Below are 13,561 nucleotides of genomic sequence, written 5' to 3' on the forward strand. Positions count from 1 at the left end.
GATCAGGGTACTGGCAATCGTTGAAGCAGTTTGTTTACCAACTGGTCACGATCGGCGGTTGCATGATCCGTCGTTGCCTGTAATCGATGAACCAGGATTCCGGGCGCCACTGCCTGTATGTCTTCCGGCAAAACCAGTTTTCTGCCATGAATAAGCGCCCAGGCCCGGGCCGCCGCCAGCAAACCAATACCGGCCCGAGGAGAAAGCCCCTGGATGAACGCCGAATCCTTGCGCGAAGCATCCAGTATCAGCTGTATGTAATCCAGGATTGCGTCGCTGACATGAACCTTTTCAACCAGCAATTGCAGCGCAAACAGCCGGTTTTTGCCCAGTCCCTGTCCAAACTCGCGATCAAGTGGCCGTTGTTGGCCGCGGCGAAGGATCTCGCGTTCGGCGGCGTGGTCCGGGTAGCCAAGCTCGAGTCGCATCAGGAATCGGTCCAGCTGCGACTCGGGTAACGGGAAAGTGCCTATAAGCTGGGTTGGATTTTGCGTGGCGATGACGAAAAATGGTTCCGGCAAGCGATGCGTCTGACCATCACTGCTGACCTGGCGTTCTTCCATTGCTTCCAGCAACGCGCTTTGGGCCTTGGGCGAGGCGCGATTGATTTCGTCTGCGAGCAAAACTTGCGTGAACACCGGGCCCGGATGAAACCGGAATTGTTGTGACTCCCGGTCGTAGATTGATCCGCCAATTACATCTGCCGGTAACAGGTCGGACGTGAACTGGAGCCGATTGAATTCCAGCCCCAGTGAGCCCGCCAGTGCGTGAGCCAGCGTCGTTTTGCCCATGCCTGGCAAGTCTTCTATTAATAAGTGCCCCCTGGCGAGCAGACAACACAGGGCCAGACGAACCTGGCGCTGTTTGCCAAAAACGTGCGAATCAAGCTCCGCCAGCAATAACTCAATTTCATCGATTATTGTATTGGTTGCTGTATCGGAAAGAATAGTCATGGGAGAAAAAACCTTGTTCAACGAGACTGGTTCAATCCTAGCCCTGATGCCCTGAAATCGCCAGCCAGTCTCGGCACCAACCTGGAAACTCCATCCCCCATTGTTGGTATGGGCGAATCAGGCCAAAGGCTTTATTATTGCGGCCGGCAGGGAAAAACAGGGTAAAAACATGATCAGCGCGCAAGAGGCTCTCGAGCGATTGAAAGATGGCAACAAACGTTTTGTTTCCGGAGTGCGCAGCATTGATACGCTGGTCAAGCAAATGCAAAGAGAAAAGCTGGCCGAACGACAGGCACCATTTGCCATTATCCTCGGATGTTCCGATTCCCGGGTACCAGCGGAGATTGTCTTCGATCAGAGCCTTGGAGATTTGTTTGTCATCCGGGTCGCCGGTAACATCGTCGCGCCATCACAGATTGGCAGCGTTGAATTCGCAGCACAAATGTTCAAGACGCCGCTGGTTGTTGTTCTTGGTCATTCCATGTGTGGTGCAGTGAAGGCCACCCTCGATGATATGGAGAGCCCGAAGGATGATCACTCATCCAACGTGCTGACGATTGTTAATCGTATCCGGCCGACACTGGAACCACTACTGCTGACAGACTTGCGATACAAGCCCGACGAGTTACTGGAAGCTTCGATCCGGGCAAACATTCTTGCCGCCACCAACCACCTCAGGCACGGTTCACAAATGCTTGAAGAGCTGGTGCAGCAGAACAGGTTGACCATTATCGGTGCCGAGTATTCGCTCAGAACCGGGGAAGTGGAATTCTTTGATGATGTCTAGTTTTCGCGCCGGTTAATTGCCTAGTTTTCGGTGCGCTGGCGAGTGGCTTCCAGGATTTCTACAATGTCCTGATTCCATGTATCGAATACCCTTGCGAGGTTCTCATCAGGATAAAGCTGCTTCATGTTTTCCATGTTATTGGTCAACACTATGGTATCGTCAGCCTCCGCATAAATAACTATTTTTAATGGCAGGTAGGGCGCCAGTTGCGGGTACTTGTTCAGCAGTGAGCGAATTTCCGGACCCTTGCCAAAAAACACAAGGCGGTACCGATCGGTTTCATGACCGGTTTTGGTCAAGCCAATGTCCACGCGTTGAACCCGCGAGATCGCGTAACCCTGTTCGGTGATGGATGTCTGCAACGCCACCATGGTGTCAGGGAAGTTGGCATCCATGCGCCGCATGATCAGCGGGTCTGCGAATACGCCGGATGAAAACAAGGCGAGCACGCCAACCAGTAACTGCCAGGTCCTTATCGCTTGTTTCTGATGAGATTTATGAGTCATCACATCGTTGCCTCATCAAGTACGCTGACGTAAATATCGTACATTTGGCCACACAACTTTTGTAATTCATCGTTATTGAAGTAGATTGACAATCGCTTGGGATTCATTGCGTATAGCCGCACCTTGTCCTCTTCCTGCATGATTGTGATGCGGCAGGGTAGAAACAGCCCCACGCGTGAGTCAACCTTCATCGCCTCGTAAAGAAAATTGAATCCACAGGAATATACAATTTTTTGCTTATTGTTAACCTGTTTTGGCGAAAACAACCGGTCTTCTATATTCTGAACGCGTATCAGCACCATGTTTGCCGATGCCACCGCATTTTTAACGTTTTCTACCGTTGTTTCAAAAGAGCTTCCCGATTCCCGAACGATGTAGGCAGGTTCATTGCCAAGGTCTTCTGTCGGCGAAACCGGTTTCAGTTGTCGAATAAAGCTGACAAGGTTATTGAAGTCAGACGATTTGAGTTCCCTGTTGTGCCGAAACGCCGGCATGGGGGTGCCCTCACGACCATAGCGGATAGTATGTTTTATCAACTCATCGCTGGCTGAGCCCAGGAAACCGCCGTTGTTGAGCGCAGGTGCAATGATTGGCAGCTCCCGTGGCCGGGAATAAGTTACGCCAGTGCCATGTCCACCCTCACCATTGGCGCCGTGACAACCGGCGCAATACTTTGCGAACAGTGCGGAGCCTTTTTCGGGATCTCCCTTGATTGGCTTTTGACTGTAGTGGGGTGCCTTGACCCCGGTCCAGCTGCGCATATAGGCGACTATGGCGTGATTTTGGTCTTGGCTAAGATGGCTGAACGATGGCATCACCCGACCTTGGCGACCCAGTCGTATGGTATTGCCCAGGTATTGATCATCCACCTGATTGATAAACCCAGGCAAACCGATGGGTACACCGGTCCCGCCTTTCCCCTCAAAGCCGTGGCAGCCGCTGCAGTTTTCTGTGTACAGGGTTTTCCCCCAGTTAATATCCGGGTCTTCCGCGTGCGCCAATGGCGCCGCGAACAGCAACAATGACATTGTCCAGATCTTGATCATGATCGATTGGATCCTGAAAACATTATTGTAAAAGCATATCCCATTAGCATTTTCTTATATTGATTTGAGTCAATCCGGGTCACCCTTTTCTGAGGTGTAGCATAGCCTCACTAATGGCTTGAAAGGCAGCTTTTTCGCCACCCCGATCGGGATGCAGGGTCATTGCCAGTTGGCGGTAGGTTTTCAGAATAGTGTCATCGTCAACGGGGTCGGCCAATCCCAGTTCAGCCAAAGCGCGTTTGCGTTCGTCTCCGCCAGCCAACCGCGCCCAGAATTTGCCGAGCATGTGGTCAAGCTCCTGTTTTCCCAGGCTTCGAAGGTTGTCGAGATTGATATAAAAACGGTACAGCGGGTCGTATTCGCTAATAGCAGGATGCCCCGGGGCATAAGCGATTAATTGGATCTTGAGGGGGCTGATCATCAAGATGGCGTGTTGTGATTCAAGGAGTTGATCGCGAAGCCGGTAAAGTTGGTGAAAAAGCAGGAAATGGGCCCGAAACAAGGTAATCGAATCGGTATCGGCGTTGAATTGAGGTATTGCCTCGATACCGGCCAGTATTTTGAATAACTCGTGTTCGGAAATGCCACTTTTGTGCGTTTCGACAACGTGGCGCAATGTCTCGATGCTGACTATTGAGGTTTCTGCAGCGTCAGTGTGTTGGCGGGCGGGCGGGCGGCTAACATGGGTCATGACACCAGTATAGCCGGGTTGCTGGGTCCCCGCCCGAAGCCGAAACCTTCAGACGGGGCCAGCGCGACGAGGGTCTCCCTGGGCCAATTGCCCTTCCATAGGCCGTTTGGAAGCAGGCCCCCGACGTGCGCAATCTAGCACTGCCCGGAGTATTGGTGCTGTGAACTGGTTCACAAGAAGTTAAGCACGCAGCCTCAACGTTGTTCGGCAATGACAAGCGCCCGAGCGGGTCGAGGGTAGGATTCCACGGTGAGGGTTGGATTTGCCTGGTCAAGGCAGTCGGCCAAGGACTCGAAACGCATCCAGTCTGTAGACCGCTGTTCGTCGGTACTGGTGATATTGATGTCGACAACCCTGGCGTCAGCAAATCCAAGGCGATTTAACCAGCCCAGCAGCATGTCTGGGGAAGGCAAGAACCAGACATTTCGCATTCGCGCATAACGCTCGCCTGGTACAAGGCAATTGCGCGGGCCACCTTCGATGACGAGTGTTTCGAGGATCAATTGACCGCCTGGACGCAGGCATTGTTGCAGCTGTAGCAGGTGATCCAGTGGCGAACGGCGGTGATACAACACCCCCATGGAAAATACCGTATCAAAAGCTGCCGTGTTGGCAGGAAAATCTTCCAGGGCCAGCGGCAGCAAATCAACCGGTATATTGCCAATATATTTGTGCAGCGCTGCATACTGGTAGTTGAACAGCAACGATGGATCGATTCCGATAACACGCGCAGCGCCGGCGCCTCTGGCGCGCAAGGCGTGGTAACCGTTACCGCAGCCCACGTCCAGCACCCACCGGTTTTTGAGCGGCGCAACATGATCAACCAGGCGTTGCCACTTCCAGTCACTGTGCCATTCAGTATCAATGTGCAGACCAAACAACTCGAATGGACCCTTTCGCCACGGATGTAGCTGGCGCAAAGCCTGTTCCAGTTGTTGATATCCAGTCAATTCAAGTTGCTGACGGCTGCCGATGCGTATGGTGTCCGTGTCCAGCTCGATGATGTCAGGCGCTATATCGGGCAGCGACACCAGTGCCTGTTGCCAGGCCTGCTCATCACCATGGCTTTTTGTGCATCGTGCTTCCAGCGCCTGGTTCAGTGCATCGAGATAGGGTGCCAGGCGTGAATTCTCCAGTGAGCGAAACAAACCGGAATAATTCATCTCTTGTGCGCCGCCCACGCTACGAAGTTGTAGGCCTGGAAGAATCGATATGCTGTGTCAAAACCGGTTTCCCGCAGCCTGTGTTCGTGTTGTAACGCTGATTCAGTAACCAGGACATTTTCCAGGGCCGAACGTTTTTGGCTTATTTCCAGCTCACTGTAACCATTGGCGCGTTTGAATGCTTCGTGACTGGAAGTAAGAAATTCCTGTTCACTGGTGCTGTCAAAACTGATTTTTTCCGCAAGCAACAAGATGCCACCGGAATTCAGCCCGTTATAGACATTGTTCAAAAGAGCGTTTCGTTCCGAAACAGGAATGAATTGCAGTGTAAGAACGAGGCAAACGACGGAAGCATTTTCAACCACAACACTTCGTATGTCCTGGCACATGAATTCGAAATCCTTGTTCAATCCGAGTTCAGCAAGATTGGACCGGCATTGATCGATCATGGCACTGGAGTTATCTACCAGAGTAATCCGGCATGACGGTTCTGGTATGCGGCTGGCGACTGCGGCCGCGGTTGAGCCCAGCGAGCAACCGAGGTCGTAAATTCGGCTGCCAGGCCGATAGTGGCTGCTGGCAACAATGCCTGCGAGGGAGACCATCTGCCCATACCCAGGAACTGATCGGTTGATCATGTCCGGGAACACGCTGACTACTTTTTCATCAAAGCGGAAAGCGTCGATCTGATCAATGGGCGATGCAAATATTTCGTCTCTTTTCATGATGGCCAGAATAGCGTCGGGATCAAACCTGATTGGCTAATTATGCTGCGGCGAGTCTACTCCAAAGCCGCCTGTGGGCGCAGCATTATAACGCTATACCTGACACCTGGAGATAGAAATTTGAAGGTTTTTTGCCGTGGCGCTCCAAATTCGAAATCCCTTGTCTATAATCTGTTTTAGGTGAGGTAGCTGTAAAGTCGTAGACCCCATGACAACTAAAGACCAGAGCAGTGATCGGAGCACAACGACGCGAAAACATATCGTGGAAACGGCCAAAAGGTTGTTTTACGAGCTCGGATACAATCAGACCTCCTTTGCCGACATCGCGCGGGCTGCGGATATTCCCAAGGGAAATTTTTACTACCATTTCAAAACCAAGGACGACATTTTGTCCGCGGTAATCCGTTCCCGTATCGACGAAATCCGCAGTTTTCTGCAAACCATGGAGCAGGAATTCCCTGAACCGCAGAATCGATTGCAGAACTTCATTAATACCGCCTCGGATTTTTCTTCCGCCATTGCCCGGTTTGGTTGTCCTTTGGGCACGTTGATGACCGAACTGGGCAAGAATCAGCCGACCCTGAAAGCCCAGGCCCAGGAAATGTTTGACCTGTATCGACACTGGATCAGCGAACAGTTTCGCGCTCTGGGCCACGGCGCCCGAGCAGATGGCCTGGCGATGAGACTGTTGTCGCGTACGCAGGGCATCAGTCTAATGGGTCACGTTTACGGTCAGGATGAGTTTGTTAAGACCGAGTTGGCCGAACTCGGTCAGTGGCTCAGTAGCACCGCTTCCGGTTGAGGCAACATTCCGGGGCTATTGCGGCTGGCGCAGCAGCAGTTGGCCGATTACACTTTGATTTCCCGAATCTGCGCGAAACCTCTCTTCTCCAGGATGCAAAACCCGATGCGTTACGATGTCATAGTCATTGGTGGCGGCCATGCCGGTACAGAGGCTGCTGCGGCCTGCGCGCGCATGGGTTGTCGAACCCTGTTGTTGACCCACAACATCGAAACCCTGGGCCAGATGTCCTGTAACCCGGCAATAGGTGGTATCGGGAAAGGTCATTTGGTCAAGGAGGTGGACGCGCTCGGTGGCCTGATGGCGCACGCCACTGACCGCGGCGGAATTCAATTTCGGATTCTGAACGCCAGCAAGGGCCCGGCAGTACGCGCGACACGGGCCCAGGCTGATCGCGTACGCTACAAGGCGGCCATACGTTACGCGCTGGAAAACCAGGACAACCTGGATATTTTCCAGCAGGCTGCAGATGACTTGATTGTGGAAAACGATCGTGTTGCTGGCGTAGTCACGCAGATGGGCCTGCGTTTAATGGCGCCGGCGGTCGTGTTGACTACCGGCACCTTCCTCGGGGGGCGTATTCACATAGGTCTGAGTAACTACGAAGGCGGTCGCGCAGGCGATCCCCCTTCCAATGCCCTGGCTGCGCGACTGCGGGAATTGATGCCGCGTGTTGATCGCCTGAAGACCGGCACTCCACCCCGAATTGATGGTCGCACGATTGATTTCAGCCAACTGGAGCCGCAACCGGGGGATGAGCCGACGCCGGTATTTTCGTTTCTGGGTTCGCGCACCGATCATCCTCGCCAGGTAGCCTGCCATATTACCTATACCAATGAACGTACACATGACTTCATTCGTGAAGGCCTGGGTCGATCACCCATGTATACCGGTGTGATCGAGGGCGTGGGTCCGCGCTATTGTCCTTCCATAGAGGACAAGATTCACCGGTTTGCCGACAAGGATCGCCACCAGATTTTTGTGGAGCCGGAGGGACTAAATACCCATGAAGTCTATCCTAACGGGATCTCAACCAGCCTGCCTTTTGATGTGCAGTGGAAATTCGTTCGCTCCATGAAAGGATTTGAAAACGCCCACATCACCCGGCCCGGTTATGCCATTGAGTATGATTATTTTGATCCGCGGGATCTGCGGCCGACACTGGAAACCCGTGCCATGCCCGGACTGTTTTTCGCTGGCCAGATAAACGGCACGACCGGGTATGAAGAAGCCGCTGCCCAGGGATTGCTGGCCGGCCTGAACGCCGCACGACTGGTCCAGGAAAAAGAATCATGGTACCCGATGCGGAACCAGGCTTACCTTGGCGTGTTGGTGGATGACCTGATTACCCGTGGAACCAACGAACCTTATCGTATGTTTACGTCGCGGGCAGAGTACCGGCTGATGTTGCGCGAAGACAACGCCGATCTACGATTGACTGAAACCGGTCGTGAACTTGGCCTGGTGAATGATCATCGTTGGCGCATGTTCAGCGAGAAACGCGACGCCATGGAGCGTGAGCAACAACGATTTGAAACCACGCGCCTGCACCCGGCCCAGGTGGATCCGGCAACCAGTGAACGGGTATTTGGTGGCGAGCTGAGTCGGGATCATACCCTGATGGATTTATTGCGCCGACCCAATGTTGCCTATGAGGATCTGATCGACCTCGCCGGGTTTGAACATGTAGGTATTGATGAAGTAGCGCAACAGCTGGAAATTACCGCCAAGTATTCCGGATACATTGATCGACAAATGGCCGAAATCGAAAAGCAGCAACGTAATGAGCAAACACGATTGCCGGATAACCTGGACTACAGCAATGTCCGGGGGTTGTCTGCGGAAGTGCAACAAAAACTCAGCGATTATCGTCCGGCGACTATCGGGCAGGCGTCGCGCATCTCGGGCGTAACCCCGGCCGCCATATCCTTGTTGCTCGTTCACCTGAAAAAGCGCGCAGGCTGACGATCGAAAGTAATTGTTGTGTCAGGTTATTTTGTCGCAGGAATGATACTCGGATTGTCAGCCGGCATGACCCCAGGCCCGTTGATGGCGTTGATGTTCTCACAGACAATTCAGTATGGAATCGGAGCGGGGGTTCGTATCGCGCTGGTGCCGTTGATTACAGCAACCCCCGTGTTGTTAGTCAGCCTGATCGTTGTTAATGGATTAAGTGAGTACTCCGCGTTGTTTGGCATGGTGACCATAAGCGGCGGTTTATATGTAGGGTGGCTGGGCTGGAAAGATTTGCGCTTTAATGGAATCGCAGTCAGTAATCGCAGAACTTCGTCCAGGCCATTATATTCGGGGATTATGGTTAACCTGTTAAGCCCCTATCCATATATGTTCTGGTTCAGCGTCGGCGCACCCATGGTTTTCAAGGCCGCGCAATCAACCCTTTCCGACGCCGCAGTTTTTATTTCCGGGTTTTTTATTTTTGTAGTAGGCGTCATGATTGTTCTGGCGTTGCTGGTTGAACGATCCCGCAGTATTCTGGAGGGCACCGCCTATATTTATACGATTCGTTTCCTCGGCGGAGTAATGTTGCTTCTGGCGGTTTTGTTGATGCGCGACGGTATTATGCTGATCAGTGCCAGAGCGGTTGCTTGACCGGCCCTGTGCAGTCACATTTTTCCTCCTTATTAATATAGTTAATAGGCCATTAAAATGTAAAAAATTGTCTTACATTGTCTCGGGTTAACGACCGGATACCGCGGATTTGCTAATAATTGGTCTTGTTACTGCGAGATTTGGTTCATGTTCAAAAAAATAGCATCACTTGCATTGTCATGCGTATTGCTGGTTCCAGGTTCGGGTAGCGCGGAACAGGACAATTTGCCGGTTTACAAGTTTGGCGTTACACCCTGGCAACATGGCCAGCAAGCAGATGACATCCGCGCCCGTTACAAACCCATGATGGACTGGCTCGGCAACCAGGTGGGTGCGAAATTCATTATTATTGAGGCTCGAGATTATGACCAGGGCATAGAATACCTGGCTAACGGCGTTGTACACTTCGCGCACGTATCTCCTGTGCCTTATGTGCGAGCGAAAAACATCAATCCCAATATCAATATTCTCGTTACCGGGGTTCGCTGGAACAAAGACAGGACACAGCAGATCGATTCTTACCTGGGACATTTCGTGACGCTTAAAAGGCGCGACGACCTGAATTCCATAACCGATCTAAAAGGGTCGCGATTCGGGTTTGTCGACAAGGATTCCTCAAGTGGATACAAGTACCCGGTTGCAGAGCTGAAGAAGAAGGGCATCGACTACACCAACTACTTCAGAAAATTCTATTTTTTGGGAAGTCACCCAAGGCTTACCGATGCTGTCGCTGCCGGCAGTATTGACGCGGGCGCAACCTGGGATTTCAATCTGAAAGAGGCAATAGCCAAGCACGGTGATATTTTCAAAATTATTCACACGACGCCACCCATCCCCAATTTGAATATTTCGGCTCATCCGTCAATGCCAAGAGAGATGCAACTCAAGATTCGCCGCGCCTTGACCAAGATTGACAAGGAAGCACTGAAATTGATCATGGATACCGGGTACGTGGTGCGGCCGGACGAATTTTACGATGTCGTGCGCGATATGACCGGCGTTAGACGCAGGTAGCCCTGTATGAGGTTCGCTCAAACAGGGTTTCTCCGGTCTTACAATATCAGACTGAAAATCATGTTACCTATCGTCTTGTTTACCCTGCTATTCGGGGTAATCATCACTTACGTCATCCAGAGGGAATATGCTGATTACCTGGAATACGAGTCTGAAACAACGAGAAATTCGGTGGAACTGGCCTATAACAATATTCGCAGAAAGGTCACAAACCTCCAGGAACACATTCATATTACCAATGTCAGTCGTACCGTTCAGGATCACCTCCTGGTGGGGAACCAGTTTGAGGTTCTGAATGCAATCATAGACATCTATTCCAGATCCGGAATGGATTTACTGGGTGTGTATGACAATGATGGCTTACCGTTCGCCAAGGCACATTCGCCAGGGGAGTTCGGAATCGAAGATAGCCTCAGTGTTTGGGTGCAGTTCATTGCCCAATCCGAAAAGAATGAATTTTTTTATAACGTTATCACCGCTGACGGGTCGCAGTTAATGCTCGTCGGTAAAGCGATGACGGATCTTAACGGCCGGATCGGTGTTACGATTGCCGGCTATAATCTTAACCATGAATTTCTCGGCGAAGTATCGGCAGGTACAGGCAGTAAGCTGGCGATCAAGCAGGAAAGTTCCGCCATTTCTGATGATCGAAAATTATCCCGATATTTGATTACTACTGAATTTGCCATTCCGGAATACCCGTTGACCTTCGAGCTTCGGGAAACCCGCTCACCGGACAAGGAGAATTTTTTTGAGCGCGTATCAATAGTTTTTTCAAGCCTTATTATTCTCACATCGGCAGCGCTGTTTTTCAGTTACTCGATTTTGCGAAAGATAGAGGTAAGGATCAGGTCCTTGTCAGGCCGGGTTAACGCGATTAGTGAAGGCAATTTTGACTTCTCGCCCATTGGCCAGGCCATTAATACTGAAGATGAGCTGGGTTCGCTGGAATCCGATATTGAATCCATGCAAAAAACAATTATTGCCAGAACTAACGAGATTAACTTTGCCAACAGGGCGCTAAGCGAAGAAGTAGAGATTCGAAAGGAGGCCGAATCAAAGGCAGTCAAGGCCAGCCAGGCCAAGAGCAACTTCATGTCGAGCATGAGTCATGAACTGAGAACGCCGTTGAATGCAATCCTGGGATTCAGCCAGTTGATGCAATTGGAAGAAGAAGATGAATCCAAATTGGAAAATATTGAGCAAATCCTGATCGCCGGTAACCATTTGCTGGAGCTGGTAAACCAGGTTCTAGAAATTCAAAGAATTGAATCGGGTGACTTGACGACTGTTTGCGAAGTGTTTTCTGTTCGAAGCGTGATTGAAGAATGCGCGAAGATGATCAAGCCCGTTGCTGACCAAAACCACATAGAACTACGTATAGATTTGGACGAAGAAGTAGAGCCGGTTGTTAATGCCGACAAGCGACACCTGAAACAGATTCTGATAAACCTGCTTTCGAATTCGGTCAAGTATAACAGCGTCAACGGCAGTGTTCGCATAAAAACCGACACTATTGACGGTAAAGTCAGAATTAGTGTCAAAGATTCAGGCCGGGGTTTGACAAAGCAACAACAGGATAACCTGTTTGTTCCATTTAACCGGGCAGGTGCTGAAAACTCAATTATTCCTGGTACAGGCCTGGGGTTGAGCATCACCAAGCACCTGGCCGAATCAATGAACGGCGAAGTCGGAGTCATCAGTGAAATCAACAAGGGTTCAGAATTCTGGGTCCAATTACCGCTCGCGGTGTCGGTCAGAACAAATGAACCATTTACCCCGGAAATGAAAAGCGCCGGTGGAGCCGGCGCCGCATGAATTCCATCTGTCCCGCAGTCGATTAACGACCACCCTCTCCAGCATCATCCGCCTTGTTTGGTATTCCGGTCAGCGGTGCAACAGCGTCATTAGCACTATTGGGCGCATCGTGATTGGGCTGAATATCGTTCATTATTATGGTGTTTACCGCCAACTCCTGGCCATCATTAGCGATTACCGAGGCCTTCCATTCCCCTTTCCAGTCAGGAAGTAATCTTTTGCTGGAGTATATTCTCCATCGCTCACCACCAACTTCAAACGGGACTTCTGCCATGATCTCGCCGTTATATTCCCATCGGTGCGTCACGCGCTGCCCTGCCATGCCACGCAATTCACTGAAATAATATATCTGGCTGGCGTTGGCCTCATTGATGTGATCTACAGGCTCGCGGTTTTGAATGGCGCTGGCAAATGTTGCGCGCACTACATTGCCAGTGTGTACCGAGGTTGCATCACTACCGGCTTCAGCGGCTGGTGTTACCGTAGCCGGAAGTGATGGTTTGGCAGGCACCGCCGTATCTTCGGCCATGACAACAGCATTGAAACCGAAAAGTATTGCCGCAAAAAGAATATGATATTTCATTTGGTTCTCCTTGATCAAAATGAAAATCGATTGTTCAGGAAACGAAAAAAGTAACTGAATAAACCGGTAATAAACGATGCGTGTTTAACAGGAGCCACACTCTACTGCTACGAAGCATTGTACATATAGCTAAAAAGGATGAAGGGTTGAATTTCGTTGATCAATAGTTTGGCGAAATGTGAACCCACGAACACCGTTGTAATCCAGGTGACCAGCGGTGTTTTACCGCAGACTATTTTGGGCAATGCTGGATCCTGGCACGAACGCCAGGTAGTAGGAATATTGTCAGGTAAACAAAGATCGACTTTTAGACCAGCTTGATGGCGTGAGCCGCCATAGGCAGTTCATTCAACTGAACGGAGGCACTTGTGAAAATACCATTCGAACCGTATTTCATCGCTTTGTTGATAATGCTGATGACTTCAAACGTGCGGGCGTTGGAACCCGCGGAAGGCATGGTTGTCATGAAATCGGCGCACCCGGCAGCGGTGACCCTGGACCGCATGGCAGTACTGATGAAATCAAAAGGAATCCAAGTAATCGCGCGCGTCAATCATGACGAAAATGCCCGCAGCGTTGGCATGAGCCTGAGGCCAACGGAATTGCTGATATTCGGTAACCCGAAACTGGGAAGCAAGTTGTTTTCCAGCGCCCAGACTGCGGGCATCGACTTGCCCATGAAGGCCCTGGCCTGGCAAGACGAGGCCGGCCAGACCTGGCTGGCGTATAATGATCCCGGATATATTGCCAAGCGCCATGGCATCGGTGACCAGGACGAGGTTGTGAACAAAATGAGTTCGGCGTTAAAACGATTTGCTACCATGGCCGCCGAGAAACCCTGAACCCCATGACTACAGGTCGCC

14 protein-coding genes are annotated in these 13,561 nt (G+C 51.3%); 7 read left to right on the top strand and 7 right to left on the bottom strand.

From position 1 onward, the window contains the following. Positions 1-2 precede the first annotated feature (2 nt). Positions 3-953: an AAA family ATPase gene (locus tag OEZ10_00295; GenBank protein MDH5631409.1), complete on the bottom strand. Its 951-nt coding sequence runs from the start codon at positions 951-953 to the stop codon at positions 3-5. A 169-nt stretch (positions 954-1,122) separates the two neighbouring features. Here OEZ10_00295 and OEZ10_00300 point away from each other — a divergent pair, with 169 nt between their 5' ends. Continuing rightward, the gene (locus OEZ10_00300; GenBank protein ID MDH5631410.1) at positions 1,123-1,740 is read left to right on the top strand and encodes a carbonic anhydrase; all 618 of its coding nucleotides are present in this window, start codon (positions 1,123-1,125) and stop codon (positions 1,738-1,740) included. 20 nt (positions 1,741-1,760) lie between these two features. Here the strand turns inward: OEZ10_00300 and OEZ10_00305 are convergent, their stop codons facing one another. The 5 genes from OEZ10_00305 to cmoA all read right to left on the bottom strand — a co-directional run bounded on the left by OEZ10_00305 (position 1,761) and on the right by cmoA (position 5,871). Further along, positions 1,761-2,246 (bottom strand): DUF302 domain-containing protein, encoded by a 486-nt coding sequence (locus OEZ10_00305; GenBank protein MDH5631411.1) that lies wholly within the window; start codon positions 2,244-2,246, stop codon positions 1,761-1,763. Further along, on the bottom strand, positions 2,246-3,292 hold the full coding sequence (locus OEZ10_00310) for a c-type cytochrome (GenBank protein ID MDH5631412.1): 1,047 nt from the start codon (positions 3,290-3,292) through the stop codon (positions 2,246-2,248). The genes OEZ10_00305 and OEZ10_00310 overlap by 1 nt, the downstream gene beginning before the upstream one ends. Positions 3,293-3,371: 79 nt before the next feature. Next, the gene (locus OEZ10_00315) at positions 3,372-3,983 is read right to left on the bottom strand and encodes a DnaJ domain-containing protein (protein MDH5631413.1); all 612 of its coding nucleotides are present in this window, start codon (positions 3,981-3,983) and stop codon (positions 3,372-3,374) included. Positions 3,984-4,177: 194 nt separating this feature from the next. Next, complete coding sequence (cmoB, locus tag OEZ10_00320; protein MDH5631414.1) at positions 4,178-5,146, bottom strand: tRNA 5-methoxyuridine(34)/uridine 5-oxyacetic acid(34) synthase CmoB; 969 nt, start codon at positions 5,144-5,146, stop codon at positions 4,178-4,180. Beyond that, positions 5,143-5,871 carry a carboxy-S-adenosyl-L-methionine synthase CmoA gene (cmoA, locus tag OEZ10_00325; GenBank protein MDH5631415.1) on the bottom strand — a complete coding sequence of 243 codons (729 nt, stop codon included), beginning with the start codon at positions 5,869-5,871 and terminating at the stop codon, positions 5,143-5,145. Before cmoA ends, cmoB begins: the two co-directional genes overlap by 4 nt. Positions 5,872-6,133: 262 nt before the next feature. On the opposite strand from cmoA, the gene OEZ10_00330 reads away from it, so the two are divergent. The 5 genes from OEZ10_00330 (at position 6,134) to OEZ10_00350 (ending at position 12,115) form a co-directional block, all read left to right on the top strand. Continuing rightward, positions 6,134-6,673: a TetR/AcrR family transcriptional regulator gene (locus tag OEZ10_00330; GenBank protein MDH5631416.1), complete on the top strand. Its 540-nt coding sequence runs from the start codon at positions 6,134-6,136 to the stop codon at positions 6,671-6,673. Between the two features lie 93 nt (positions 6,674-6,766). Further along, a complete protein-coding gene (gene mnmG / locus OEZ10_00335; protein ID MDH5631417.1) occupies positions 6,767-8,638 on the top strand; it encodes a tRNA uridine-5-carboxymethylaminomethyl(34) synthesis enzyme MnmG in 1,872 nt (623 codons plus the stop codon). Positions 8,639-8,656: 18 nt separating this feature from the next. Next, the gene (locus OEZ10_00340; GenBank protein MDH5631418.1) at positions 8,657-9,283 is read left to right on the top strand and encodes a LysE family transporter; all 627 of its coding nucleotides are present in this window, start codon (positions 8,657-8,659) and stop codon (positions 9,281-9,283) included. A gap of 147 nt (positions 9,284-9,430) precedes the next feature. Then, positions 9,431-10,297, top strand: a complete 867-nt coding sequence (gene phnD, locus OEZ10_00345; GenBank protein ID MDH5631419.1) for a phosphate/phosphite/phosphonate ABC transporter substrate-binding protein — start codon at positions 9,431-9,433, stop codon at positions 10,295-10,297. 60 nt (positions 10,298-10,357) lie between these two features. Beyond that, positions 10,358-12,115 (top strand): ATP-binding protein, encoded by a 1,758-nt coding sequence (locus OEZ10_00350; protein ID MDH5631420.1) that lies wholly within the window; start codon positions 10,358-10,360, stop codon positions 12,113-12,115. A 22-nt stretch (positions 12,116-12,137) separates the two neighbouring features. Here the strand turns inward: OEZ10_00350 and OEZ10_00355 are convergent, their stop codons facing one another. Beyond that, positions 12,138-12,698 carry a DUF2914 domain-containing protein gene (locus OEZ10_00355; protein ID MDH5631421.1) on the bottom strand — a complete coding sequence of 187 codons (561 nt, stop codon included), beginning with the start codon at positions 12,696-12,698 and terminating at the stop codon, positions 12,138-12,140. A 368-nt stretch (positions 12,699-13,066) separates the two neighbouring features. Between OEZ10_00355 and OEZ10_00360 the strand changes: the two genes are divergently transcribed. Next, on the top strand, positions 13,067-13,540 hold the full coding sequence (locus OEZ10_00360; protein ID MDH5631422.1) for a DUF302 domain-containing protein: 474 nt from the start codon (positions 13,067-13,069) through the stop codon (positions 13,538-13,540). Positions 13,541-13,561 lie beyond the last annotated feature (21 nt).

This window comes from Gammaproteobacteria bacterium (assembly GCA_029880545.1).
Taxonomy (GTDB): Bacteria; Pseudomonadota; Gammaproteobacteria; order Acidiferrobacterales; family SZUA-150; genus JAOUOD01.